The sequence below is a fragment of the Salicola sp. AFF1 genome, from assembly GCF_056783195.1.
Genome location: NZ_JBXAYL010000003.1, coordinates 77,066 through 100,370 on the forward strand (window position 1 = coordinate 77,066; position 23,305 = coordinate 100,370).

Sequence of the window (23,305 nt, forward strand, 5' to 3'; positions counted from 1 at the left end):
TTTTTGGGAAAATGTATTAAGTTGATGGCATTGGAATACCCCCGGGACTGCTAAGCTCCGGGGAAATGACGTTATTGGGCTGTAATAAGGCCTTTTCCGGAAGCGCATAGCCCAGGTATGCATGCTTTAAGGGAAGTAGTGTAACTTCCGGATTCAAATGCCTGACAAAGTACGCTCATTGCAATTTCACCCTCTGCGTCAGCGGGAGCCATGCCTCCCTTAGAGGCTCCACAACCGTCAGCAGTCATCTTGGAATTAAAACGTCCTCCCTCGTCAGTTGCATACTTAAAGTACCCATTTACCCGAAAACGTTCGCCAGTCTGAACAGTACCGTGGGGTGGATAAATATCAAGTGCTGGAGGGAAAAGAAAGGATTGTTTATCTATAGTTTTATTTTTGTTTCTTTTTTTAGAATTGCTTTTCGGGATATGACACGTAACAGCGTCTACTGCTGACCCTGATAAAGTCGTTATTCCTTGATCTGTTATGTCTTTTCCACCCATTGAATTACAGATATCTTTATGAATTGATTTTAGCTTCTCCGAACGCTTTCCAGGGATAATTATTCTCTTGTTATTTCCGATGCGCTGTGTCTTTTGAGTAACTGTGTGGGATTTTCCTTTGCTATCAGTAACAGTAATTTTTTTTTCTTCTGAAATAGATGTTGGGGCCCAGAAAACCAGCATAGTAGCCATTATGAATGTCATAATACGAGTTGTCATTATAACCTCCCTATTTGCATAACAATTTGTCGTGAAACGAGAGCTTTATCTAAAAGCTCGACTTCAGTTTTTAACCAAAAAATATTTTTGTCAACGGAGATTTTAGTGTTATTTTTTATGGTAAAAAATATATTGATAGTTATAAAGTATTCAGGTTTGGCTAAAACAATATGCAAAAGCGAATCATGTAAAGACGTAGTGCCTGATCCACTTGTGGAGGCTGCTAAAAGTCACTCCCAACCGCCGGCATAAATCGGAGGCCTAGGCGGTGTCTGTCAAGGAAGTGAACAAGCGCCTGGAGCGCCGGGGCCTTGATGCTGCACGAAGGCAGCATCGCTGATGCCAGCATCATTTCCGCGCCCAGCTCGACCAACCATAGCTCTGGCAAGCGGGACCCGGAAATGCACCAGACCCGCAAAGGCAACCAATGGTATTCCGTGACCTGACATCTACTTATGAATGGACCCGGTAACGGCCTGGCCCAAGCAGCAGTATGGCGAGCGCGTTTATCAGGAACAGGGCCTGGAGTTCCAGGGCCCACCCCCCGTTGGCCTTGAGCGCCAGCACCTGATGCTGGTGTGCCAGTACGAAGGCGAACAGCATGTTGACCGCGATCAATATCGCCGCGACACGGGTGTGAATGCCCAGGATCAGCATGCCCGGGGCGAGGATCTCGCCGATGAGTACGCCCCAGGCCAGTAACACCGGCAGGTTGTGGGCCGCCAGAAGGTCTTCGATCGGTCCGATCCCGTTGATCAGCTTGCTGATGCCGTGCAGCAGGATCAGAAAACCCAGCGCCAGACGCAGCATGAGACGGGCAAGGTCCGGTTGATTGAGCACTAAGCGCTCCCTGTTTGATGGGTTACAGTGCCGAGCGGAACGAGAACCGGAAGTGGATCCCGTTCCGTGCCAGCAGATTGGTCCAGTATTCACGCATCCAGTCCCAGGCCTCGTCACTGGCCTGGGCGACAAAGGGCGCCAGATCGAGGCTGTAATAGTCACCTGAGCCGACGATCTGGCGCACGGTGATCAGTATGGCCTGATCGAGTTCATTCGCAAAAGGCTCACCGATGAGGTGGTGCACGAGAAGGTTCGCCTGGGTGGCTTCCGGCTCCAGCAGGTTGCTGTTGCGGAAGGAGCGGTTGTTCTCGTACATCTCTTCCATCAGCCGGTGGCACTGATAGGCCTTGAACAGGAGCCCTTCCAGGCCCTCATAGCCCGCCAGCAGTACAGAAGGGTGCGCGAAGTAGCCCGTGGCTGTCTCAATAAAGGGCTGGAAAAGCGTCTCAACACCGGCACGCTGGGCGCAAACCTGAACACAGTGGATCACACCCGGGGTCATCTCCACGTATTCGCGGGTGAAGTTATGGAGTGCCGCTGCCGGGTCCTCCGCATCCACCTCGAACAGCCCATGCAGGTCCTGGGCCCTGGCATCAAGCCGTTCCCGGAAGTGTCCGGTGGCGGATTCCCGGTCAATAGCCTGTGTGATGATCTGGGTGATGGACTCCGGTGTCATGGACCGTACAGCACTGGTGGATGGACCGCAGCGGGGCGCAACTCTTCACAGTGTAGCCGAGTTTGCGCGCGCTGCCCGGCAGGTGGTCGCCGCCAGCCCGACACGCTAGAATAAGTTCTTGACGGTTGTCATGTGCGCAAAAAACGATAAACTCTGCGTAACTTTGCGTTAGAGACTCAGACGGACATTGCCCGCGTGCTTCCGGGAGCGACGCCACAGCCCGGCCGCAAAGCATGCGGGCCCGAAACACAATTCTTGTTGGAGACGAGGTATGAGCGTGCAGGCCCTGCGTGCCGGTGCCCTGGCGACTGCTGTAACGGCGCCATCCAGCGCCTTTGCCGATTGGGGCGTCAACCTTCCTGAAGGTGTCACCTCCATCAGCAACACAATCTACGGCATTCACATGTGGGTGTTCTGGATCTGCGTTGTGATCGGCGTTGGTGTTTTTCTGGCCATCCTCTGGTCCGTGTTGGCCTATCGCCATTCCAAAGGGGCGGAACCGGCCCATTTCCACGAAAATACCACCGTGGAGATCATCTGGACCATAATTCCCTTCCTCATCCTGATCATGATGGCCATCCCGGCAACGGGGACGCTGGTCGACATGTACGACGCCTCTGATGCGGAGATGGAAATCAAGGTCACGGGCTACCAGTGGCGCTGGCAGTACGAATACATGGATGAAGACATCAGCTTCTTCAGTTCCCAGGACACGCCGCGCGATGCCCGCAAGGACCTGATCCAAAAGAGCGACGACTACAACTATTCCGTGGACAATCCGCTGGTCCTTCCGGTTGATACCAAGATCCGGTTCCTGATCACCTCCAATGATGTGATCCACAGCTGGTGGGTCCCGGAATTCGGCTGGAAGCAGGATGCGATTCCCGGCTTCATCAACAAGAACTGGACCAAGATCCAGGAGCCCGGCACCTATCACGGTCTGTGTGCTGAGCTGTGCGGCCAGGGGCACGCCTTCATGCCAGTTGAGGTCAAGGCGGTGCCGAAAGACGAATACCGTGAATGGGTCGCCGAGCAAACCGGCGAAGACGGTTAAGTATTCAGCGTTTGAGTAACGGGGGTTCATCATGAGTGCGGTTGCAGACGCTCACGCCGCTGATCACCACGATCACGGCCCCGCCAAGGGGATTGGACGGTGGTTGTTTACCACCAACCACAAGGACATTGGCACCATGTACCTGGTGTTCTCGTTCGCGATGTTCCTCGCGGGCGGCGCCATGGCCATGGTGATCCGTGCCGAGCTGTTCGAGCCGGGCCTGCAGATGGTGCAGCCCGCGTTCTTCAATCAGATGACCACCATGCATGGTCTGATCATGATTTTCGGGGGGGTCATGCCCGCCTTTGTGGGGCTCGCCAACTGGATGATCCCCCTGATGGTGGGGGCTCCGGATATGGCGCTGCCCCGGATGAACAACTGGAGTTTCTGGCTCCTGGTCACCGGCTCGCTGATCCTGATGTCCACGCTCTTCATGGACGGCGGCGCGCCCAACTTTGGCTGGACGGCCTACGCACCGCTGTCCACCACCTACGGACCGGACAGCACCACCTACTTCATCTTCTCCATCCACGTTCTTGGGATTTCCTCGATCATGGGGGCGATCAACGTCATCGCTACCATCATCAACATGCGTGCCCCCGGCATGACCCTGATGAAGATGCCCATGTTCGTGTGGACCTGGCTGATCACCGCCTTCCTGCTGATTGCTGTTTTGCCGGTACTGGCGGGCGCGGTCACCATGATGCTGATGGACATCCACTTCGGTACCGCCTTCTTTGATGCCGCCGGTGGTGGTGATCCGGTGCTGTACCAGCACATCTTCTGGTTCTTCGGTCACCCCGAAGTCTATATCCTGATCCTGCCGGCCTTCGGCATCATCTCCCAGATCATTCCGACCTTCTCGCGTAAGCCGCTGTTCGGCTACACCTCCATGGTTTACGCCACGGCCGCCATCGCGATCCTTTCGTTCCTGGTCTGGTCGCACCACATGTTCACGGTCGGCCTGCCGCTGCCCGGCGAGCTGTTCTTCATGTACGCGACCATGATCATCGCGGTGCCCACCGGGGTTAAGATCTTCAACTGGATCACCACCATGTTCCGTGGCTCCATCAGCTTCGAAACGCCCATGCTGTTCGCCATCGGCTTTGTGGTGCTGTTCACCGTGGGTGGGCTTTCGGGCGTGATGCTCGCCATTGCCCCGGCGGACTTCCAGTATCACGACACCTACTTTGTGGTGGCCCACTTCCACTATGTCCTGATCCCGGGTGCGATCTACGCCATCTTCGCCTCCGTCTACTACTGGTTGCCCAAGTGGTCCGGCCGTATGTACAGCGAGGCGCTGGGCAAGGCCCATTTCTGGCTGTCGTTCATTGGGTTGAACATCACCTTCTTCCCTATGCACTTCCTGGGCCTTGCCGGTATGCCGCGGCGTTATGCGGACTACCCGATCCAGTTCGCCAACTTCAACCAGATTTCGACCGTGGGGGCCTTCCTGTTCGGTGCCAGTCAGCTGCTGTTGCTCGTCATCGTCTACCGGGCGATCAAGAGCGGTCGCAAGGCTGAGGCCAAGCCCTGGGAAGGCGCGGAGGGTCTGGAGTGGACGGTTCCGTCTCCGGCGCCCTACCACACCTTTGAGCAGCCGCCGCGGGTCGACTGACCCCGGCGGTCCGGAGCAACGGTAACCGTAACGGAATAAGAACAGCGGAGGCTGCATGTCGAGCAACCAGAGCTATTACGTCCCGGAGTCGAGCATCTGGCCCATTGTGGGCAGTATCGGGATGCTCCTGACCTTTTTCGGGCTCTCCACCCTGCTGGTGAACCAGTCCAACGGGGATCCCACCACTACGGCCTGGGTCCTTTTCACGGTCGGAATGCTGGTCCTGATCTACATGATCACCGGGTGGCTCCGGGATGTGATCCGGGAGAGCCGGGCCGGATTGTACGATGCCCAGATGGACCGCTCCTTCCGCCAGGGCATGAGCTGGTTCATCTTTTCCGAGGTGGCGTTCTTCGCTGCTTTCTTTGGCGCCCTGTTCTATGTGCGCGTCTTCGTGGTGCCCTGGCTGGGCGGCGAAGGCGCCAAGGGCGCAGCGAACATGCTCTGGCAGGGCTTCGAAGCCCAGTGGCCACTGCTGCAGAACCCGGACAGCAGCCAGTATGCGGGTCCGCATGATGTGATCAGCCCCTGGGGCCTGCCGCTGATCAACACACTGCTCTTGATCGCCTCGTCCATCACCCTGACCTTCTCCCACAAGGCGCTGAAGTACGACAAGCGCATGCCGACCATCTATTGGCTCGGGGCAACCGTGGTCCTGGGTGCGATCTTTCTATTCTTCCAGATCGAAGAGTACATTGAAGCTTACAGCCATCTCCAGCTGACACTGGATTCCGGCATCTACGGCAGCCTGTTCTTCCTGATGACCGGCTTCCATGGACTGCATGTGCTGCTGGGCGGCATCATACTCAGTGTCATCCTGATCCGTTTGATCAAGGGGCATTTCAGCGCCCATGACCATTTCGGTTACGAGGCCGGCGCCTGGTACTGGCACTTTGTGGACGTGGTCTGGATCATGCTGTTCACCTTTGTCTACGTACTGTGAATCCAGTGGTGCGCCGCCTAGAAAGGCGGCGCATTCATTTCGAGATTACCCGTCATAACGGCCACCCCGATCAGAACGATCAGCAACGCGGACAGCGACACGCGGACCACTAGTCCATTCACCGCCCGGTGGCGGTTACCATCGTCCCTCATCATGAAAAAGAAGCTGCTGGCCAGGCTGGCAATGATGGCAATCAGGACGAGGACGATCAGAAACTTGATGAACATGGCGGAAGTCTCTTGAAAATGAATCAATTGCATCACTATAACAGACCATGAACGGGGCCCCGAGGCACTGGCGCTGGCAGCCGAATCCAAAAGTATGGGTGGCCACCACTGTGCTCGTGGCCCTGCTTATTGGGCTTGGGGTCTGGCAACTCAACCGCGGCTTCACGAAGGCGGAGCGCCAAGACCGTTGGTCGCAGAGCGAAGCGCCGGTTGAGTGGCCTGTCGAGGCCCCCCTGGAAGGACAGCCCGTTGCGCTTTCGGGCCACTATGACCAGCAGATCCAGTGGCTTCTGGATAACAGAACCCGGGAGGGGCGACCGGGCTATGAGGTTCTGCAGCCTTTTCATACCGGGGATGGGCCGGTTCTGGTGAACCGCGGCTGGGTTCCCGCCCCGGATAACCGTGATCGCTTGCCGCGCCCGGCAACCCCAGAGGGAAGCACAACGCTGGAGGGCCGGGTCTGGGACTGGCCCGAGCCCCTGGTACTGGGGCCGGTTGATGCGGTCAACCCGGATGGCTGGCCAAGGCGTGTGGCCAGCTTGTCGCGTTCACAGGCCAGGAGCACCCTCCCCGGTGTTGCTGGCGTGCCCATTCGCCTGGTTGATGATCGCCAGCCTGGAGCACGACGCACCGGCTGGGAGCCGGACCGGATGGACGCGGCCACCCATTATGGGTATGCCGTGCAGTGGTTCGGGCTGGCGCTGGTGTTGTTGAGCCTGACCATTGCAATCAGCTTCCGCCGAGACGAGGAATCCTGAGTGAGCCAGAATAGTTTCACTGAAGAACAGACCCAACGTGCCCGCCGCAAGGCGGCTCTGTTGTTCCTGATTGCGATTCTGCCCCTGATGGCCGCCACGGTCATGTACTACACAGGCTGGGGGATGCCGAGCAGTACAACCAACAACGGGGAATTCGTTGACGGCCAGGAGCAGGCTCTGGGCCAGGGTATCCGGGACGCCCAGGGCAAGCCCTTCCAAAGCTACCTGCTACCCGAGAATGAAGACGCCAAATGGTGGATCCTCGTCACCGCGGCTGAATGTGGGGAGGCCTGTGTGCAGTGGCTGGATCGCACCGGGAGCGTCCATCAGTTGTTGCACCGCGAATGGAACCGTGTCCGCCGGGGCTTCATCAGCGCCACTGGTACCGTGCCGGAGGGTGCCGATGACCGCAGGCTGAGGCTCTTCTCGGCCGATCAGGCGAACCCCCTTGCCGAGTACACGGCGGATGGCGCCAAGGCCACGGTCTTTATCGTGGATCCCATGGGCAACCTGGTGCTGCGCTATGACCAGCGCCATACCGGGGACGATGTGCTTGAAGACCTTGAACACCTTCTGGAAGTTTCCCCTCTGGGCTGAACCTGGAACCGACGATGTATACCGATCCCGGCAATCCGCGAGTCACTGATTTTCCCCGTCTACGTCGGGCCGCTCTGGCCGCCCTGGCGCTGGCGACCATTGTGATCCTGCTGGGGGCCTGGACACGGCTGGTCGACGCAGGCCTGGGATGTCCGGATTGGCCGGGTTGTTACGGCCACCTCACCGTCCCCAGTGGGGACGAGACCATTGCCAAGGCCCAGGCGCGCTTTCCGGAGGCACCCTTTGATGCCAGCAAGGGCTGGCCTGAAATGATTCATCGCTATGCTGCCGGCACCCTGGGGCTGGTGATTTTCGGGATTGCCGCAGCCTGCATCCGGCATCGCAGGGAAGGCGCTCCGGCTGGGCTGGCGACCTTTGCCGCGGGCTTTGTGGTGCTGCAGGCGGCGTTCGGGGCCTGGACCGTGACCCTGTCGCTCTGGCCCCAGGTGGTGGCGGCCCACCTTCTTGGCGGCTTTACCACCTTCTGCCTGATGTTCCTTCTGTTCCGGCGCCTGGAACTCCCCCGGGGGAGTGGTGATCTGCCTCCCGAGCCCAGGGCCGGAGTGCTGGCGCTCCGGCCCTGGCTCTATGGCGGCCTTGTTCTGCTTGTTCTGCAGATCGCGCTTGGCGCCTGGACGGCCGCCAATTACGCTGCCGTTGCCTGCACCGATCTGCCCACCTGTCAGGGCCAGCTCTGGCCAGAGATGGATGTTGCCGAGGGCTTCAACCTGTTCCAGTCCGTGGGCCCGAATTACCTGGGTGGGCGGCTGACCAACGAGGCCCGTGTGGCCATCCACCAGAGTCATCGTATCGGTGCCATGGTGGTTCTGGTGGTCCTTGGTGCGTTATTCTTAACATTAATCAAAAGAGCGCGGGGGGCTGCGGTTGCCCACGCCGCCAGCATCGCCCTGGCGCTGCTGGCAACGCAGGTCATTCTGGGTGTTCTGAACATCCTTCTCCAGATTCCCCTGGCAGTTGCTATTGCCCACAATGCGTTCGGCGCCTTTCTGTTGCTGGGCTGCGTGAATCTTCTGGTGCGGGTTGAACGACTGCGTGGCGCGCCCCCGAATACGTGAGTACCGGATTCCCTATGAGTGACAATACCGCTTCCGCGAAACAGACCATTACGTGGCGTGATTACCTTGAGCTGACCAAGCCCAAGGTGGTGGCGTTGATGCTGCTGACGGTCATCATCGGTATGCTGGTGGCCGAGCCCGGCCTGCCATCACTGGCTACGGTTTTCTGGGGCAATCTCGGTATTGCCCTGCTTTCCGGCGCCGCCGCTGTTATCAACCATGTCGTGGACCATGAAATCGACGCCCGCATGGCGCGGACCCGGCGGCGGCCCGTGGCTACAGGCCGCCTGAGCAACGCGGACGCCCTGGGCTTCAGTGCTACCCTGGGACTCGCCGGCATGCTGGTGCTGGTCTGGCAGGTGAACATGCTGACGGCCTGGTTGACGCTGGGATCCCTCGTGGGCTATGCGGTTATCTATACAGTCTTCCTCAAGCGGGCCACACCCCAGAACATCGTAATCGGTGGTCTTGCTGGTGCCATGCCCCCGCTGCTGGGCTGGACGGCTGTTACGGGCACGGCGGATCCCAACGCCCTGTTGCTGGTGTTGATCATCTTCGCCTGGACGCCTCCCCATTTCTGGGCCCTGGCGATCCACCGCAAGGAGGAATACGCCCAGGTGGATATCCCCATGCTACCGGTTACCCATGGCAACCGTTTCACCGAGCTGCATATCCTGCTGTATACCTTCATGCTGCTCGCCGTGAGTCTGTTGCCGGTGGCTACCGGTATGTCCGGGATGATCTATCTGGTCGGGGCCACCCTGCTGGGCCTGCGTTTCCTGCAGTATGCGTTTCGACTTTGGTGGGGGGATGACCGGCGCGTGGCGCTGCAGACCTTCAAGTATTCCATTACCTACCTGATGCTGTTGTTCGTGGTTCTGCTTGTTGACCACTTTGTCCGTTTCTAGGAGCGCTGATGTCCCAGAACCGCAATATCGCCATTACCGTTGTCATTCTGGCCCTGGCTGCCGCCGGGGTGATGGCATTGACCATCTACAACGTCTGGGTGGCTTCCCAGCACGGTCCGTCCGGCAGCAGTGAGCCGCCTGAGGTGGCCGCGGACAATGTTTACCTCTATGAGCAACCGCGCCCCATCGACAGCTTCCAGTTGACCGATTCCCAGGGTGAGGCTGTTGATGAATCCCTGCTCCAGGGCCAGTGGACGCTGGCATTCCTGGGCTTCACCCACTGCCCGGACATCTGCCCGACCACCATGGCGACGCTGTCCAGGGCCGACAGGCGCATCTCCGAGCGGGCGACCGAGCCCCAGTTCCTGATGATCACCGCTGACCCTGAACGGGACACGCCAGCGGTCCTCAACCGTTATATCACTTTTTTCGGGGACGATTTCCGGGGCGTTACGGGCGATATCGACTCGCTGCGGGGGCTGGCCTCCGACCTGAACGCCACGTTCACCCACAGTACGGATGATGATGGTAATCCCGTTGTGAAGCACAGCGGCCACCTGTCCATCATTTCACCCAACGGCCGTCTTGCCGGGATGATCCAGAAGCCGTTTGACGCGCAAACGGTAGCCAGCACCTACGAGGCACTTCAAAGCTGGCAGCCCGGGGGTAACTGATCCCCCTGGTCCCTGCTTGCCGGGCATGACCTCCGGTCATACAATGACCGTTGGTCACCAGCAGAGGTCCGGCACCAGTGCGCTATCAGGATGAACTTTTCCAGCAGCGGGAGACACTGCTGCTGGATACCGCTCTGTCTTTGTTCCGTGATAGGGGCTGGGACCGCGTGACCATCGCGCAGGTGGCGCACCAGGCCAGCGTGGCGAAGGGGACCGTTTACAAGCACTTCAGCAGCAAGGAGAGCCTTTACGCTCGCCTCGCCTTGCGCTTTTCCCACGAGTGCCTGGCGCACTATCGGGCCGTTGAATGGGCCGGAACGCCCCTGATGACCATCCGTCGTGTCCTGTATGAAGCCTTCGCCTTGATGCGCGCCCATCCCGTGGACGTGCAACTGTGCCTGCACTGCGACCGCCCGGAGTTGCAGGCCCGCCTTGGGGAGGCGGAGCGTTCCGCCATGGAGGCACTGGACAGCGAGTACCAGGCGTTTTTCCGTGAGCTGGTGCGGGCCGCTATTGAAGCGGGCGAGGTTCCTGATAAGCCGATTGAGGGGCTGTTCTGGGGCGTGGACGCCATCTTCCAGGGTGTCATGGAGCGTATCGCCACCGGCGGCCTGGGGCCGGAACGTCATGACACCCCCAGCCTTGAGGCCTACTTTGACCATGTCGTCGGGTTCATCGTTGCCGGTCTGGCCGGGACGGACCCAACCCTCAGCGAGGAGGCAGCTTCATGATGAACCGCATTCCTCGGGGACCCGTGGCATTGGCAGTGGGATTAACCGTGCTTCTGGTGCTGTGGCTTGCCAGTGGCGAGGTGCGGCGCAGCGTCGGAACCATGGAGGACCCCTACGAGCACACGGAAGCGGAGCCGGCCCGCGTGGCGGTGAGTGAACGCGACGCCCGCCCCTTCCAGCCGGAAGTGGTGGTGCAGGGGCAGGTTGAGCCCTGGCGCTCGGTCATGGTGCGGAGCCGTATCACGGCCCAGGTAGAAACGCTCGAGCCCTTGGGTGCCCGCCTGAACGCAGGCCAGCCCGTGGCCCGGTTAAGCGAGGAAGACCGCGAGGAACAGGTGGCGCAGGCACGGGCAAGGCTTGAACGTGCCCAGGCGGATGTTGAGGCGGCCTCGAAGCTGCGTGGCCAGGACCTGGCATCCCAGTCCGAGTATCTCGCCCGGCGCGCGGACAGGGCCGCCGCGAATGCAGCGCTGGAGCAGGCCCAGGTGGCTCTGGACAGCGTTACTCCGGCTGCGCCCTTTACCGGCACGGTTAACCGTCGGGAGGTGAGCGTTGGCGATGAACTCCAGCCCGGCGAGCCCATCGTGGAACTGGTCCAGACCGACCGGCTGCGAGTGAGTGGCCGGGTTCCCCAGCAGAAAGCGGGCAAGCTTTCCGAAGGGCAGAGTGTGATGGTGGAACTGCTGGATGGCCGCGTATTGAAGGGCGAATTGCACTTTGTGGCCAGTGCCGCCCATAAGGAGACGCGCAGTTACCAGGTGGAAGCGGTGGTACCCAACCCGGAGAGCTGGCGTGTGGCCGGCTCCAGCGCCACGCTGCGCATTGCCCTTGAGCCGCAGCTGGCAACCCGGCTATCGCCGGCGCGTCTGCGCCTGGACGGCCAGGGGCGGCTGGGCGTCCGTCATGTTACATCCGATAACCGCGTGGCGTTCACGCCCGTGCGGCTGCTCAGTACCGACAGCGATGGCGCCTGGGTCGGAGGGCTGCCGTTGCGCACACGCCTCATTACGCGGGGTGCTGGTTTCGTGCGGGCAGGCGACCGCGTTGTGCCCGTCCCGGCCGATGGGGACGAGGGCTGATCATGCGGGGGCTTATCCTTGCGGCCATGGACCGGGCCCGCACCACCATCCTCATCCTGATCTTTCTGGTGGTCGCCGGGATCGTTTCCTTCCAGACCATTCCCAAGGAAGCCAACCCCGACATCGCTATCCCCATGATCTACGTCTCCATGACCCTCGAAGGCGTGAGCCCGGAAGATGGTGAGCGTCTCCTGGTCCGCCCGATGGAACAGGAGCTGCGTTCCCTGGAAGGGGTGGAACAGATGAGCGCCACCGCCAGCGAGGGCCATGCCTCGGTGCTGTTGGAGTTTGATGCCGGTTTCGACTCGGATCAGGCCCTTCAGGATGTGCGCGAGAAAGTGGATATCGCCCGTGCCGATCTCCCCGCCGAAGCCGAGGAGCCCAGGGTCAACGAGGTCAATGTGGCCCTGTTCCCGGTGTTGAGCGTCGGACTCTCCGGGCCGCTTTCCCAGCAGCAACTGATCACCATGGCGCGGGATCTGCAGAACGAGATCGAGGCCATCCCCCAGGTCCTGGAAGCGGAAATCGCCGGTGATCGCGAGGACATGGTCGAGGTGGTTGTGGACCCACAGGTGCTTCAGGGCTATGGGATTGATTACGCCACCCTGGGCAACCGCGTTGCCCGCAACAACCAACTGATACCGGCCGGCAGCCTCGATACCGGCGCCGGTCGCATGGCCCTGAAAGTACCTGGCCTGGTGGAGAGCATTGACGATGTCATGACGATGCCGTTGAAGGTGGCCGACGATTCAGTGGTGACCTTTGGTGATGTGGCCACCCTGCAGCGCACCTTCAAGGACCCGCAGGGGTTTGCGCGCATCGGCGGTGAACCGGCAGTGGTACTGGAGATCTCCAAGCGCGCCGGCGCCAACATCATCGAAACCGTCCACAAGGTCCAGGCCCTGCTTGATCAGGCGCGGCCACGGCTGCCGGACGCTGTACGGATGACAACCATCATGGATCAGTCGGAGGAAGTCGATGACATCCTTTCCGATCTGCTGAACAACGTACTGACCGCCATCGTGCTGGTGTTGATCATCGTGGTGGCGGTGATGGGACCCCGCTCGGCCCTGCTGGTGGGGATGACCATTCCCGGGGCCTTCCTGACGGGCATCCTGTTGATCTGGGCGCTGGGCTATACCCTGAACATTGTTGTGTTGTTCAGCCTGATCCTGGTGGCCGGCATGCTGGTGGATGGTGCCATCGTGGTGTCCGAGCTCGCGGACAGGAACCGGCTTGACGGCATGCCGCCCCGCCAGGCCTGGGCCGAGGCCGCCATCCGCATGGCCTGGCCCGTTATCGCCTCAACCGCGACCACCCTCGCCGTTTTCATCCCGTTGCTGTTCTGGCCCGGGGTTGTGGGGGAATTCATGAAGTTCCTGCCGATCACCGTCATACTCTGTCTGCTCATGTCGCTCGCCATGGCCCTCATTTTCCTGCCCATCCTCGGGGGCGTGGTGGGGGGTGGCGGTGCTGCTGGTGATAATCAGCCCAGTCGTTTCGGTGACGCCTACCGCCGACTGCTGGACCGGTGCCTGACCCATCCGGGTATGACCCTGGTCATCCTGTTCCTGGCCATGATTGGGATCTATGGTGCCTACGGTGCATTTAACCATGGCGTTGAGTTCTTCCCCGAGGTGGAACCCGATTCCGCCCAGATCCACATCCGGGCGCGCGGCGATCTGTCGGTGCATGAACGCGACGCCATTGTCCGGGAGGTTGAGCAGCGGCTCTATGGCCTCAAGGAGGTAGAAGCGCTCTACGCCCGTTCCCGGGTCAACGCTGGAAGACAGATGGCGCCAGACGTGATCGGGACCATCCAGTTCCAGTTCGTGGATTGGGAACAACGCCGCCCCGCCAGCCGCATCCTGGCCGATCTGAAGGCGCATACCGCGGATATTCCGGGAGTCGTCCTGGAGTTCCGCAAGCAGCAACAGGGCCCCGGCCAGGGTAAACCCATAGAGCTGCAGGTGCGTGGTCTCGGGGAGCAGAAGCTGGATACGGCCGCGGACCGGATCCGCGCTACGATGGACGAGATCGGCGGTTTCGTGGATGTTGAGGACGATCGCAGCCTGCCGGGGATCGAATGGCAGATTGACGTCAACCGGGAAGCCGCGGCCCGCTTCGGGGCGGATGTGGTGAGTGTGGGCAACGTGGTGCAGCTGGTGACCAACGGGCTGGTGTTGTCCACCTACCGTCCGGAGGGGGTGCGTGATGAAGTGGACATCCGGGTCCGACTGCCGGAGTTGCGCCGGAATCTTGATCAGTTCGAGCGTTTGACCCTTAAAACCCGTGGCGGCCAGGTTCCCATCACCAATTTCATGAGCCTTGAGCCCTCGCCCAAGACGGGGGTGGTCAACCGTGTGGATGGCCAGAGGGCGGTAACCATCAAGGCCGATGTCGCACCCGGCGAGCGGGTTAATGAGCGCCTCGAGGCACTGCGGGCAGCCCTGCCCGCGCTGCCGGATGGCATCCGCATGGAGATGGCGGGCGAGAACGAGGACCAGAAGGAATCCGCGCGTTTTCTGGGCACCGCCTTCGTGGTGGCCCTGTTCCTGATGTTCACCATCATGGTGACCCAGTTCAACAGCCTCTATCAGGCGGTGCTGGTGCTTTCCGCCATTGTGCTGTCCACCGCGGGTGTGCTGCTCGGCCTGTTGTTCAATGCCCAGCCCTTCGGGGTGGTCATGGTGGGGATGGGGATCATTGCGCTGGCGGGGATCGTGGTGAACAATAACATCGTTCTGATTGATACCTTCAACGTGATGCGCCGTGATGGTCTTTCGCCTTACGAGGCGGCGCTCGAAACCGGCTGCCTGAGGTTGCGCCCGGTACTGCTGACGGCCGTGACCACCATTCTCGGGCTGATGCCGATGGTATTGGGCGTGAACGTGGATCTGCTGACGCCCTCGCTCGGCATCAACGCCCCGTCCACCCAGTGGTGGACCCAGCTCTCCAGTGCTATTGCCGGCGGTCTGGCTTTTGCCACTGTGCTGACACTGCTGGTTACCCCGATTCTATTGTTGCTGGGTGAGCGATGGCTGCCCGGAAGAGGAGGAACACGTGACACCTGAAACCCGTTATATCCAAAGTAATGGCCTGACGTTCTGCGTTGAGGAAAGGGGCGACCCGGATGGCCCGCCCCTGTTGCTGATCATGGGCCTGGGCGCCCAGATGACGCTGTGGCCGGAGCCCATGCTGGAGCGCTATGCCCGGGAGGGCTTTCGGGTGATCCGCTACGATAACCGTGACATTGGCCTCTCCTCGGCGATCGAGGCCCCGGTGGGTGGTCATCCCCTGGTCGCGATGGTGCGGTACCGGTTGGGGCTGGATCTCGATGCGCCCTACACCCTGCATGATCATGTCCGCGACACCGTGGGGGTCATGGAGGCGCTGGGCGTCGACAGTGCCCACGTGAAGGGAGTCTCCATGGGGGGCATGATCGGCCAGCTCCTCGCCGCTGCCCATCCTGAGCGGGTGCGTACGCTCGCACTGGTGATGACATCCAACAACAGCCCGCGCCTGCCCATGCCGAAGCCGGAGGTGCTGTGGTGGCTTCAGGGCGGGGGCATCAAGGGCCACGACGAGGAGGCCGCGGTGGCCCGTGGACTGGGGCTCTGGAAGCGGATCCAGAGCCCCGCTTATCCGTGTGATCTGGCCGCGACGGAGCAGCACCTGCGTTCCGACTATCGCCGCAGCTACCGCCCCAATGGGATACTGCGACAGATGCGGGGTATTTTTGCTACCGGGGATCTATCCGGTTTCAGTCGCTGGATTCATGCGCCCACGCTGATCCTGCATGGCACTGCCGATCCCCTGATCCGGCCCGAGGCGGCTCGCCGGCTGCAGCGGTTGATTCCCGGCAGCCGTTTGGAATGGATCCGGGGCATGGGGCACGACATCCCGGATGCGCTGGTTGACCCTATCGTGGACCAGGTTCTGGCCCAGGCCCGGGAGGCGAGTCAGCGGCACTGAGTGTGACGCCGGAAACCAACCTTTACGATTTCAAAGTGGTGTCATGCCCGTCTATTAACTAACCTTTACGTAGCAATGCGATGTTCGCATAAAATCACCATCCAGATAGCAGCAGGGCCTATTGATGCAAGTTCGCCTAACCCGCTCGATTCTCTTCCGGTTCGTGTTGATCACTGCGTTGGTGTTCTTCGCGTTGATGCTGGTGTTTGGCTGGATCAACTACAGTCAGACGCAAAGTTCGCTCGAGCAGCAGCTGGAGCGCGAGGTCAATGCGTCCATGGAGCGGATGGCGCTGAGTGTTCCGGGCATGCTCTGGAACTACGAGTTCGACAAGCTGGCGACACTGATTGAGTCCGAAATGGGCGGGGTCAGCATTGGCGGCATTTACGTCTTTGATGAAAAGGGCGAGATGGTGGTCGGGCGCAGCCTGGACAGCAGTGGTGGCATTGTCAAAAGCAAGAGCCTGCCAGAGAACTCCAAACGGATTTCGGAAAAGAAGCTGACCCATGATGGCAATAACGTGGGTCGTCTCGCGGTGGTGGCGGATCCGTCCACGGTCAATACCATGCAGCGGGACTCGTTGATCCGGACCGTGACCCAGACCGTGGTGATGATTGTCATTATTGTGGGGGTGGTGGTGGTTCTGACCCAGCAGCTGGTGATTCGCCCCATCCGCCAGGTCCAGAAGGCACTGGAAGACATTTCCCGGGGCGAGGGGGACCTGACCCAGCGCCTGGACGTGGCCCGCCAGGATGAGGTGGGCGCTGTGGCCGAGGCCTTCAACGGCTTTGTTGCCAAGATCCAGGACCTGGTCCGACAGGTGGTGGGTACCGCTGATCGCATCAACGAGTCCACGGAATCGCTCCAGACCCTGTCAGCCCGGACCGCCAGCGGTGTGAACAACCAGCGCGCGGAAACGGACCAGGTGGCCACTGCCATGAATGAGATGGGCAGTACCGCCCACGGGGTGGCGGAAAGCGCCAACAACGCTGCCGGTGCGACCCAGAAAGCGGATGATGAAGGCGTGCGCGCCCGGGACGTGGTCCAGGAAGCCACGGCCGCGATCCGGACCCTGGCGGAAGAGATTGAAAGCGGCGCGAACGTGATCAACGACCTGGATCAGGCGGTCAGCGACATCACCTCCATGGTGGATGACATCAGCGGGATTGCGGAGCAGACCAACCTGCTGGCACTGAACGCGGCCATTGAGGCGGCGCGTGCCGGTGAGCAGGGGCGTGGCTTCGCCGTGGTCGCGGACGAGGTGCGTAATCTCGCCAGCCGTACCCAGAGCAGTACCGGCGAAATCAATGAGAAGATCCAGAAGCTGCAGGAAGGCGCCCAGCGCGCTGTTTCGGTGATGCAGCAGAGCAAGGAGCGCGGCGAGACCACGGTCGAGAAGGCGTCCGAGGCCGAGTCGTCACTGGCCCAGGTTCGTGAGGCGGTTTCAACCATCAACGAGATGAACGTACAGATCGCCAGCGCTGCGGAAGAACAGACCACCACGGTCGAAGAGATCAACCAGAGCCTGCAGCGCATTGTGGAGGTGGCGGAAACGGCGGCCCAGGATACCCAGTCCACCGAATCCGCCAGCGAGGAGGTGTCCCAGCTGGTCGGGGAGCTCCGCCAGCTGGTGGGCAATTTCCGCGTCTGAGTCAGCCGCGGCGCGGTTTGAAGGCGTCCAGCCCCATGGCCCCGAAGGTGTTGGCCACCGTGATCCAGGGACTGAGCCGGGGCTTGGGCTTCTTGCCGTCAGCGTGACGCGCCAGGTGGGACTCGTAATAGGTGATGTCGAGCATCAGCGCCTTATCGAGCCCCTTGAAGCCGGTGGACGGACGCTTGATGGCGAGCTTGGCCTGGGGGTTGCTCAACAGTGTGCGGGGCAGCTCCGGGTCCACAGCCAGGGGTCTCGCCAGGCCGATGAAATCGGTGGCGCCTGAATCCAGTGCCTGTTGCATCGCCGGGGCGGAACGGAAGCCACCCGTGACCATCAGCGGTACGTCCGTATGGCGCCGCACCGCGTCCGCGTAATCCAGGAAATAGGCCTCGCGCGCGTTTTCCTTCTTCGCCCTGAACCCGGTCATGGCCGGCGCTTCATAGGTGCCGCCGGAGATCTCGATCAGGTCGATGCCGGCCTCCGAGAGTGCCCGGACCACGTCCATGGACGCCTCCTCACTGAAGCCGTCCTTCATGAAATCCGCGGAATTGAGCTTGATGCCCACCGGGAAGTCCGGGCCAACGGTGTCACGGATGGCATGGTAGACCGCCAGTACGAAGCGGCGCCGGTTTTCCGCTGAGCCGCCCCACTCGTCCTCACGCAGGTTGTGGCGGGGCGACAGGAACTGGCTGACCAGGTAGCCGTGGGCGCCATGGATCTGGACGCCCGCGAAGCCGTTTTCCTGGGCCAGGCGCGCGGAACGCGCAAACTGGTCCACGATGGTGTTGATCTCGTCGGCCTCCAGGGCGCGGGGGGTGGCGAACATCTTTTCCAGGCCGCCCCCCAGTGGCACTGCCGACGGCGCCACGGGCTGGCTGTTCAGGAACTTCGGGATCTGTTTGCCGGGATGGTTGAGCTGCATCCACAGCTGGGTGGCGTTGGCCTGGCCCTGTTCGGCCCAGTGACGGAATGCCTCCAGGTCGGATTGCTCATCAAGCACCACGTTCCTGGGCTCGCCCAGCGCGTTCCGGTCGATCATGACATTGCCGGTCATGGCAAGTCCGATGCCGCCATCCGCCCAGCTGCGGTACAGGCGCGCAAGCCGTTCGTCGGGATCGTGCCGGGCGTTGCCCAGCTGTTCGCTCATGGCCGACTTGGCCAGACGGTTCTTGATGGGACGCCCGCGCTGCAGCGTCACTTCATCGTTCAATTGGGGGGTGGTCATAACAGCTACTCCGTCAATGGGTGGATCGCCACTCCGGTGGGGGTCAGGGTGCGGGCGCCATCAGGCGGTCCAGAAGCCAATCCAGATCCGCGCGCAGCAGATCCGCCTGGCCTTCCAGCTTCATGCGCAGGATGCCGCCCTCCCAGTGGTTCCAGAAAATATCGCTGAGGGCGCTGGCCGGGATGTCATCGCGGAACTCGCCGGTGTGCTGGCCCTTTTCAACGAGTGGCACAAAGCGTTCCCGCCAGTCGCGGTAGCCTTTCTGCAGGGCCCGCTGGCACTGCTGGCTGGCTGCCCCGATTTCCGCGGCGAGGTTGCCGAGCAGGCAACCCCGGAGACAGCCGCGACGCTCAAACTCGGTGATCATGATCCCGTACATCTGGCGGATGGTCTCGCGGGCGGACTCGCGCGGCTGGGCAAGGTGCTGGTCCATCAGCGCCAGAAGCCCTTCGGTGTAATCCTCGATGATTTCAGCAGTGAAGCCTTCCTTACTGCTGAAGTAATGGTAGAAGGAACCCTTGGGCACCTGGACACGGTCGAGGATCTCCTTGATGCCGGTGCCGTGATAGCCCTGTTCGGAGAGCAGGTGGACGCCTGCCTCAAGCAGTTCCTGGCGGAGATTGGGGTTGCGTTGGGGTTTTGTCATCTTTGTGCCAATTAGACCGGTCGTCTATTAATGTGTTGAACACTATCTGTTCTGCCAAGAGGCGTCAAACACTCGTTCAGGGTGGACCAGATCAGTGATAATGGCGTTTTGCGTTCAACAGGGGAGGTCATGAATGGTCCAGAGTGCCAGCGAGTTGAAGCGCCGGCTTGATGCCCTGCACCGCAACCGTCTTTTCGAAGGCGCCGTGATCACCATCATCATCGTGTCCGCCCTGCTCATTGGTGCCCGAACCTATGAAGGCGTCAGCCGGTTTGATCAGGTGATGGGCGTCCTGGACTGGGCGGTGACGGTGTTCTTTCTGGTTGAGATCCTGATCCGGATGGCGGCGGAGGAGCGGCTGAGGGATTTCTTCCGCGAGCGCTGGAATGTCTTCGATTTCATCATCGTGGTGGCTAGCCTGATCCCCATCGACGATTCGGAGATGGTACTGCTGGCGCGCCTGCTGCGCATTTTCCGGGTCCTGCGCCTGGTGTCGCTGATCCCGGAGCTGCGTATTCTCATGGCCTCGCTGTTCAAGGCGATTCCACGCATGGGCTATGTCCTGCTGTTGATGTTCATCATCTTCTACATCTATGGGGCCTTCGGCAGTTTCCTGTTTGGCCATATCAATGAGTTCCTCTGGGGCAATATTGCGCGCTCCATGCTGACACTGTTCCGTATCGCCACGTTCGAGGACTGGACGGATGTCATGTACGAGACTCAGGAGGTTTACCCACTGAGCTGGATCTATTACCTGACGTTTCTGTTCCTGACGGCGTTTATCTTCCTGAATATGATGATCGGGATTGTCCTGCAGGTCATGGAGAAGGAGAGCCAGCGCGTGGATGCGGAAAACGGTGAGGGCGAGGCGGTGGAAGTGCACCAGATCCATGAACGCATGCGTGAGCTCCAGCAGCAGCTGGATCGCATTGAAGACGGCCTGCAGCGGCGGGATGGCACTCGTGAAGACTGATTCCTGTGCCATCATAAAGGAATGCCACATTGATCGAGGGCATGAAAGGAAGGAGCAGCCCCTATGAACGAATGGCTCAGAAAACGGCTGCACAGCAGCCATGTCCCGACGGAGCTGGATGCCGTGACGGAAGTGGACGCGGATCGCGAGCAGCCGGCGGAGACAGCGGGTGCCACTCCGGAAGCGGTGGAGGCCGTCTGGGACAGGGTTGTTGCCCTGTACCGGACCGGGACGCATCCAGGGATCCAGATCACCCTGCGCCACCGGGGCCAGCTCCTGCTCAACCGTTCGCTCGGCCATGCCCAGGGCAACGGACCCGAGGACAGGCCGGAAAGTGGCGGGCTGGCGATGACGCCGGAGACACCGGTCTGCTACTTTTCCGCTTCCAAGGCGGTGACCGCCCTGCTTGTGCACATGCTTGCGGAGGATGGGCTTATCAACCTTCTGGATCCGGTCAGCTTCTATTGCCCGGAGTTTGCCCGCCATGGCAAGAAGCACATCACCATCCACCAGATCCTCTCCCACCGTGGCGGCATACCCGGCCTGCCCCGGAATACCCCCATTGATGCGCTCTGGGATGAACGCTACATCTGGAAGCTGCTGTGCGATGCCCGCCCCATTGAGGCGGACGGCAGCACCGTGGCCTATCATGCCATTACCGGCGGTTACGTCCTGGGGGAGGTGGTGCGCCGGGTCACCGGCGAGAGCATTCAAACACTGCTGGACAAACGCCTCCGTCAGCCCATGGGGATGCGTTACTTCACCTATGGCATCGACCACGACAACTTACTGGATCTGGCCTGGAACTACGCCACGGGTCCCAAGCTGGTATTTCCGGTTTCCTACATCGTTCGCCGGGCACTGGGTGGGGATATCAACACGGTGGCGGAGGTCAGCAACGACCCGCGCTTTCAGGAGGCGGTTATTCCGGCTGGCAATCTGTGCGGGACGGCCGAGGAGATGGGGCGTTTTTTCCAGATGATGCTTAACGGCGGCACGTGGAATGGCCGGCGCATTTGCGACCAGCAGACGGTGATCCGGGCGGTTCAGGCCTATGGCCGCATGCAGCTCGATCACACCATGATGATTCCAATGCGTTTCAGCGCCGGCTTCATGCTGGGAGCGGACCCGGTGGGGCTTTGGGGGCCACGCTCGGAGGAGGCCTTCGGTCATGTAGGGCTGATCAACAAGTGGTGTTGGGCCGATCCAGCCCGTGATATCAGTGTGTCCCTGCTCAATACCGGCATCCCCATTCTGGGGCATCATCTGCCGGTGTTAGCGGGCTTTGTGCGCCAGGTTTGCCGCAGTTTTCCGGTACTTCCGGAATCCGAGCGACCTCTGGGCGTCCTGCAGGGAGCCCGGACTGGCGATTGAGCGATTTTGTAAAATGGTGAAATTGTATTTAGAGTGTATTGCAATGGGTTGACAGGCGCGGCAGAATGAATAAAAAGTATTCGATATAACCAGGCAGGGACGGGTTATTATGATGCAAAGTGAGCACCAGGATGTGGCAAGGGCTGATGCCGAGGCGGACGTTGCCCTCGATCAGTTCGAAAGTGTCCATGATCACCTACACCAGCGCTTATGCCGCGAGCTGCGTTCACTCCAGAAGCGGGTGGATGCGCTGCGCCAATCCCCGACCGCGCACAGTGCCAGCATTGTCAGCACCTATGAACGTCTGATCCGTAAGAAGCGGGCCTTCATGGAGCAGTGGGGGATGGACCCCACCTGCAGTAACCGCTGACCCTTCAGTCCCTTTCCTGCTGCGTGTCGGGAGAGGCTGACTGGTAGGTGAAGGACGTTTCCGCCTCAAAGTCGCTCGGGTCATTGATGCGCGGGCATGGCTCCGTGTCGAGCTCCACGGTGATGCGATCGCCCGTTACGTCGCCGGCGTAATCAGCGGTAATACGTACACACTGGGCGGTATCAATACCGGAAACACTGTTGAAGGCGTCTGTCCCCTCTTCCGAGCTCCATGACCACCGGTCGGTCTGGCCGCGTTCCTCGCCCCGGTCATCCTGGGTGTTTGCAAGGAAGGATTCGAAGATGACCGAATCCGGACTCCCGTTATCGCTTTCTTCGTTGGAATCGCCGCTGTTTTCTTCTTCGTTGAGGGTTTCCTCGAAGTCCGCGTTGAAGCCCGCGATCAGTTTGGTGGGCTGTTTGAAGCCGGAGGCGGGGCCAATGCCCTCAAAAGCCTGGTTCGGGTAGAGCGTGAACACGAAGCTTTCAGGGGTAAAAGCAACACGCGCAATGTTGGGGCCGAAGGGGGTCGGGTCGCTCAATGGCTCCGGGTTATGCGCGTAGTTCACGCCCAGCTCCCAGGATTCGCGTTCATCGTCATCACCCTCCGAAGCTGCCCCTTGTTCCGTCACTTTAAGCGAATTGATTCTCAAGCTGCCAGGGGCGTCCTCACGCACACAGTTCGCCATGGCCTCACGAGCGGTCTGGAGCGGGGCCACATTGCCGGACGCGGCCATGGCTTCCAGCAGGTCAAAGCCGTTTCTGACTTTGTCATACCCTGGCAGGTTGGCCTTGTCGAATCCGATGAAGGCTTCCGTCTGTTGGCCGAAAAACGCGTAGGCGTCGGCTGCCTTCTGATCCGCGGTCTGTGCCGGTTTGGCAATGCGCGCGAACGGTCGGAACAGTGTCCTGTCCAGGTTGGCCTGTTCGGGATTGGATTGCGGGTCCCCGTCGATGGTCAGTGAGCTGTACTCGACTTGCGATGGATCCTCAACGTTGAAGCTGTTCGTGCATGAGCCCGGTGCGCCGTCCATGGTGCTGTTGTCGAGGTTGCATCCCGCCAGAGGCAGCGTCAGCACAATGGCCAGGGGTGCGTGATAGGCCCGTAAGCTCAAGCGTGTTTTCATTAATCCACTCCAACGACCATACTGTTCCGGTGAATGCGCATTGTGCAGCATAATCCGTT

General features: G+C 60.6%; 23 protein-coding genes and 1 pseudogene. 17 read left to right on the plus strand and 7 right to left on the minus strand.

Annotation, left to right across the window (positions count from 1 at the left end; translation table 11 throughout):
- Positions 1 to 71: 71 nt before the first annotated feature.
- Positions 72 to 722, minus strand: coding sequence for a hypothetical protein (locus AC1RQI_RS02975; RefSeq protein WP_481903590.1), 651 nt, complete (start codon positions 720 to 722; stop codon positions 72 to 74).
- 311 nt (positions 723 to 1,033) lie between these two features.
- Between AC1RQI_RS02975 and AC1RQI_RS02980 the strand changes: the two are divergent.
- Positions 1,034 to 1,156: pseudogene (locus tag AC1RQI_RS02980) on the plus strand (IS5/IS1182 family transposase); the annotation flags it as partial.
- A 19-nt stretch (positions 1,157 to 1,175) separates the two neighbouring features.
- On the opposite strand, the gene AC1RQI_RS02985 reads toward AC1RQI_RS02980, so the two are convergent.
- Together AC1RQI_RS02985 and AC1RQI_RS02990 are read right to left on the minus strand one after the other, a co-directional pair.
- Positions 1,176 to 1,562, minus strand: coding sequence for a DoxX family protein (locus tag AC1RQI_RS02985; protein ID WP_481903591.1), 387 nt, complete (start codon positions 1,560 to 1,562; stop codon positions 1,176 to 1,178).
- A gap of 22 nt (positions 1,563 to 1,584) precedes the next feature.
- Entirely contained in the window at positions 1,585 to 2,238 is a 654-nt protein-coding gene (locus AC1RQI_RS02990) for a hypothetical protein (protein ID WP_416632944.1), read from the minus strand.
- Between the two features lie 271 nt (positions 2,239 to 2,509).
- Here AC1RQI_RS02990 and coxB point away from each other — a divergent pair, with 271 nt between their 5' ends.
- Genes coxB through AC1RQI_RS03005 form a run of 3 tightly spaced genes read left to right on the plus strand, consistent with a single transcriptional unit; the run spans position 2,510 to position 5,853 of the window.
- Positions 2,510 to 3,292: a cytochrome c oxidase subunit II gene (gene coxB, locus AC1RQI_RS02995; protein WP_416632943.1), complete on the plus strand. Its 783-nt coding sequence runs from the start codon at positions 2,510 to 2,512 to the stop codon at positions 3,290 to 3,292.
- Between the two features lie 31 nt (positions 3,293 to 3,323).
- The gene (gene ctaD / locus AC1RQI_RS03000; RefSeq protein ID WP_416632942.1) at positions 3,324 to 4,910 is read left to right on the plus strand and encodes a cytochrome c oxidase subunit I; all 1,587 of its coding nucleotides are present in this window, start codon (positions 3,324 to 3,326) and stop codon (positions 4,908 to 4,910) included.
- A 55-nt stretch (positions 4,911 to 4,965) separates the two neighbouring features.
- Positions 4,966 to 5,853: a cytochrome c oxidase subunit 3 gene (locus tag AC1RQI_RS03005; RefSeq protein WP_416632941.1), complete on the plus strand. Its 888-nt coding sequence runs from the start codon at positions 4,966 to 4,968 to the stop codon at positions 5,851 to 5,853.
- 17 nt (positions 5,854 to 5,870) lie between these two features.
- Here the strand turns inward: AC1RQI_RS03005 and AC1RQI_RS03010 are convergent, their stop codons facing one another.
- The gene (locus tag AC1RQI_RS03010) at positions 5,871 to 6,080 is read right to left on the minus strand and encodes a twin transmembrane helix small protein (protein ID WP_416632940.1); all 210 of its coding nucleotides are present in this window, start codon (positions 6,078 to 6,080) and stop codon (positions 5,871 to 5,873) included.
- Positions 6,081 to 6,178: 98 nt separating this feature from the next.
- Between AC1RQI_RS03010 and AC1RQI_RS03015 the strand changes: the two genes are divergently transcribed.
- The 10 genes from AC1RQI_RS03015 (at position 6,179) to AC1RQI_RS03060 (ending at position 17,529) form a co-directional block, all read left to right on the plus strand.
- Positions 6,179 to 6,838, plus strand: a complete 660-nt coding sequence (locus tag AC1RQI_RS03015) for an SURF1 family protein (protein WP_416632939.1) — start codon at positions 6,179 to 6,181, stop codon at positions 6,836 to 6,838.
- Positions 6,839 to 7,435 carry a hypothetical protein gene (locus AC1RQI_RS03020; protein WP_481903592.1) on the plus strand — a complete coding sequence of 199 codons (597 nt, stop codon included), beginning with the start codon at positions 6,839 to 6,841 and terminating at the stop codon, positions 7,433 to 7,435.
- Positions 7,436 to 7,449: 14 nt separating this feature from the next.
- Positions 7,450 to 8,511 carry a COX15/CtaA family protein gene (locus AC1RQI_RS03025; RefSeq protein ID WP_481903593.1) on the plus strand — a complete coding sequence of 354 codons (1,062 nt, stop codon included), beginning with the start codon at positions 7,450 to 7,452 and terminating at the stop codon, positions 8,509 to 8,511.
- A gap of 14 nt (positions 8,512 to 8,525) precedes the next feature.
- Positions 8,526 to 9,419, plus strand: a complete 894-nt coding sequence (cyoE, locus tag AC1RQI_RS03030) for a heme o synthase (protein ID WP_416632936.1) — start codon at positions 8,526 to 8,528, stop codon at positions 9,417 to 9,419.
- An 8-nt stretch (positions 9,420 to 9,427) separates the two neighbouring features.
- Positions 9,428 to 10,093 carry an SCO family protein gene (locus AC1RQI_RS03035; RefSeq protein WP_481903594.1) on the plus strand — a complete coding sequence of 222 codons (666 nt, stop codon included), beginning with the start codon at positions 9,428 to 9,430 and terminating at the stop codon, positions 10,091 to 10,093.
- A gap of 77 nt (positions 10,094 to 10,170) precedes the next feature.
- Positions 10,171 to 10,824 (plus strand): TetR/AcrR family transcriptional regulator, encoded by a 654-nt coding sequence (locus tag AC1RQI_RS03040; protein ID WP_416632934.1) that lies wholly within the window; start codon positions 10,171 to 10,173, stop codon positions 10,822 to 10,824.
- Positions 10,821 to 11,903 (plus strand): efflux RND transporter periplasmic adaptor subunit, encoded by a 1,083-nt coding sequence (locus AC1RQI_RS03045; RefSeq protein ID WP_481903595.1) that lies wholly within the window; start codon positions 10,821 to 10,823, stop codon positions 11,901 to 11,903. The genes AC1RQI_RS03040 and AC1RQI_RS03045 overlap by 4 nt, the downstream gene beginning before the upstream one ends.
- A gap of 2 nt (positions 11,904 to 11,905) precedes the next feature.
- On the plus strand, positions 11,906 to 14,977 hold the full coding sequence (locus tag AC1RQI_RS03050; protein WP_481903596.1) for an efflux RND transporter permease subunit: 3,072 nt from the start codon (positions 11,906 to 11,908) through the stop codon (positions 14,975 to 14,977).
- Complete coding sequence (locus tag AC1RQI_RS03055; RefSeq protein WP_481903597.1) at positions 14,967 to 15,878, plus strand: alpha/beta fold hydrolase; 912 nt, start codon at positions 14,967 to 14,969, stop codon at positions 15,876 to 15,878. The genes AC1RQI_RS03050 and AC1RQI_RS03055 overlap by 11 nt, the downstream gene beginning before the upstream one ends.
- A gap of 124 nt (positions 15,879 to 16,002) precedes the next feature.
- A complete protein-coding gene (locus AC1RQI_RS03060; protein WP_481903598.1) occupies positions 16,003 to 17,529 on the plus strand; it encodes a methyl-accepting chemotaxis protein in 1,527 nt (508 codons plus the stop codon).
- 1 nt (position 17,530) lies between these two features.
- On the opposite strand, the gene AC1RQI_RS03065 is transcribed toward AC1RQI_RS03060, so the two are convergent.
- Together AC1RQI_RS03065 and AC1RQI_RS03070 are read right to left on the minus strand one after the other, a co-directional pair.
- Complete coding sequence (locus AC1RQI_RS03065) at positions 17,531 to 18,757, minus strand: NADH:flavin oxidoreductase/NADH oxidase family protein (RefSeq protein WP_481903599.1); 1,227 nt, start codon at positions 18,755 to 18,757, stop codon at positions 17,531 to 17,533.
- A gap of 43 nt (positions 18,758 to 18,800) precedes the next feature.
- Positions 18,801 to 19,403 (minus strand): TetR/AcrR family transcriptional regulator, encoded by a 603-nt coding sequence (locus AC1RQI_RS03070; RefSeq protein WP_416632927.1) that lies wholly within the window; start codon positions 19,401 to 19,403, stop codon positions 18,801 to 18,803.
- A gap of 133 nt (positions 19,404 to 19,536) precedes the next feature.
- On the opposite strand from AC1RQI_RS03070, the gene AC1RQI_RS03075 reads away from it, so the two are divergent.
- From AC1RQI_RS03075 to AC1RQI_RS03085, 3 genes are all read left to right on the plus strand, one after another.
- Positions 19,537 to 20,376: an ion transporter gene (locus AC1RQI_RS03075; RefSeq protein ID WP_416632926.1), complete on the plus strand. Its 840-nt coding sequence runs from the start codon at positions 19,537 to 19,539 to the stop codon at positions 20,374 to 20,376.
- A 63-nt stretch (positions 20,377 to 20,439) separates the two neighbouring features.
- Positions 20,440 to 21,750 (plus strand): serine hydrolase domain-containing protein, encoded by a 1,311-nt coding sequence (locus tag AC1RQI_RS03080; RefSeq protein ID WP_481903600.1) that lies wholly within the window; start codon positions 20,440 to 20,442, stop codon positions 21,748 to 21,750.
- A gap of 109 nt (positions 21,751 to 21,859) precedes the next feature.
- The gene (locus AC1RQI_RS03085; RefSeq protein WP_416632923.1) at positions 21,860 to 22,120 is read left to right on the plus strand and encodes a hypothetical protein; all 261 of its coding nucleotides are present in this window, start codon (positions 21,860 to 21,862) and stop codon (positions 22,118 to 22,120) included.
- A gap of 4 nt (positions 22,121 to 22,124) precedes the next feature.
- Here AC1RQI_RS03085 and AC1RQI_RS03090 read toward each other — a convergent pair whose 3' ends face one another.
- A complete protein-coding gene (locus AC1RQI_RS03090; protein ID WP_481903601.1) occupies positions 22,125 to 23,246 on the minus strand; it encodes a hypothetical protein in 1,122 nt (373 codons plus the stop codon).
- Positions 23,247 to 23,305 lie beyond the last annotated feature (59 nt).